This window comes from Thalassospira sp. (assembly GCF_030690045.1).
Classification (GTDB): Bacteria; Pseudomonadota; Alphaproteobacteria; order Rhodospirillales; family Thalassospiraceae; genus Thalassospira.
Genome location: NZ_JAUYHK010000017.1, coordinates 1 through 1,472 on the forward strand (window position 1 = coordinate 1; position 1,472 = coordinate 1,472).

Annotated in this window: 3 protein-coding genes; all 3 read left to right on the forward strand. The window is 55.0% G+C overall.

The window, feature by feature from the left end:
- Nucleotides 1–676, forward strand: a 676-nt coding sequence (locus Q8O73_RS15025; RefSeq protein ID WP_305559003.1) for a transposase, incomplete at its 5' end; no start/stop codon positions are given.
- A gap of 129 nt (nt 677–805) precedes the next feature.
- Nucleotides 806–1,102, forward strand: coding sequence for a DUF6516 family protein (locus Q8O73_RS15030; protein ID WP_305559004.1), 297 nt, complete (start codon nt 806–808; stop codon nt 1,100–1,102).
- Complete coding sequence (locus Q8O73_RS15035; protein WP_305559005.1) at nt 1,099–1,461, forward strand: hypothetical protein; 363 nt, start codon at nt 1,099–1,101, stop codon at nt 1,459–1,461. The genes Q8O73_RS15030 and Q8O73_RS15035 overlap by 4 nt, the downstream gene beginning before the upstream one ends.
- Nucleotides 1,462–1,472 lie beyond the last annotated feature (11 nt).

Genomic DNA, 1,472 nt, shown 5'->3' on the forward strand with positions numbered 1-1,472 from the left:
TCTCATCCAGCGCGGCAATAACCGCCAGCCTTGCTTTTTCGCCGATGAAGATTATCGCCGTTATCTGGATTGGTTGGCCGAGTACGCCAGCAAGACCGATTGCCGGATTCATGCTTACGCGCTGATGACCAACCATGTGCACCTGCTGCTATCCGCCGACCATGCCGATGCCGGAGGTGCGTTGATGAAATCGCTGGGGCAGCGTTATGTGCAGTATGTGAACCGCGTCTATCATCGCAGCGGAACCTTGTGGGAAGGGCGTTTCCGTTCATGTCCGGTGCAGGAAGAAGACTATCTGTTGGGCTGCCAGCGTTATATCGAGTTGAATCCGGTGCGGGCGAACATGGTGGCGCATCCGGCCGAATATCGCTGGTCAAGCTACCGCGCCAATGCGCGGGGCGAGGCGGACGCTTTGGTGCAGCCGCATCCGTTGTATGCGGCGCTGGGGAGCGATGCCCCGGCCCGGCAAGATGCTTACCGTGAGTTGTTTCGCTACGAGTTGGAACCCGGCATGGTGGACGAGATTCGCAGGGCGACGAATGGCAATTTTGCGCTGGGCAGTGAGCGTTTTGCGGCAGCAGTGGCTGAAATGATCGGCAGGCGGGCATCGCCCGGACAGTCTGGCCGCCCGCGTAAACCGGCAGTGCCGGAATCCGGCGAGTTGAAGTTTGAGTAATAAACCGTGGTCTGTCCCCGGTTTATGCCCGCGGTTTATGCCCGGTTTACCCGGTTTATGCGGTTCGGTTTTTTCGGCGGCGCTCAGTCAAGCCATTGTAATCCCTTTATGATGGTATAGAATGCCATCATGAAAGCGCGACTGATCCTCGATACCAAAACCGTTCTGGCTGATGGCCGTATCATTCAGCGCAAGGTATGGAAGTTGCCGCAAACGACTAAGGGCAGATCGCACGCACTGAAGTATCGGCTTTATTGTGGCAAAAACGGTAAAACCATTGTGCGCTATGACAACGAAACCGGAAAAGGCGATCATCGCCATATCGGGCCGGAAGAGGTGGAGTCGGCGTATGTTTTGGTGTCGCTTGTGCAACTGTTGACCGATTTTGATGCGGATATCGAAAAGCTATCGGGAGAAATCAAATGAAACATATCGAAATCGCAGTTCTCGATCCTAAAAACGAGCAACAAGCGCTGTTGGAATGGGCGGCGCGGGTGGATGCGGGCGAAGAAATGGCGGAGGCCGGTGCCCGGCTGTCGTTTTCAAGCTACGGGCAATTGCATGCCGTGCTGACAGACAAAAGAATGAACCTGCTGGAATATGTTGCACAGCATGAAGGGCTGAGCATCCGGCAATTGGCGGTGCAACTCAACCGTGATTACCGGAATGTCTACGATGATGTCCAGATGCTTGCGGAGCTTGAGTTGATCGAAAAGCGCACCGACGGCCTCTTTGCTCCATACGACGACATCAATATCCACAAGACGCTACGCAAGGCGGCATAAAGAATTTCAAG